The following is a 239-nucleotide window of genomic DNA, read 5'->3' on the forward strand; positions in this document are numbered from 1 at the left end:
TACTTTTTCGGTCAAATTAGTAATGGCTAGATTTTTTGCACTTAAATTAATACTAATACTATGATTGCTTATGCCATCGGATGCCAGCTTCGCAATGTCTTTACAGGCTTGTTCAATAACCCAAATTGTTAATTCATTAATAATACCAGTGTGTTCGGCGAGTATAATTAGCTTTTCTATCGAAATATTTTTAAAGTCAGCACCTGGCCAGCGTAGTAGGGCTTCCGCGCCGTGTATAC

At 37.2% G+C, this 239-nt stretch carries 1 protein-coding gene; it reads right to left on the reverse strand.

All coding sequences use genetic code 11. The features are described 5' to 3' along the window. Positions 1–239 (reverse strand): EAL domain-containing protein (locus tag SB724_RS21665; protein WP_410573123.1); only part of this gene is annotated, 239 nt, incomplete at both ends.

Origin of the sequence: Bacillus sp. SIMBA_031, from assembly GCF_046535225.1 — a bacterium.
Lineage (GTDB): Bacteria > Bacillota > Bacilli > Bacillales > Bacillaceae > Bacillus > Bacillus velezensis.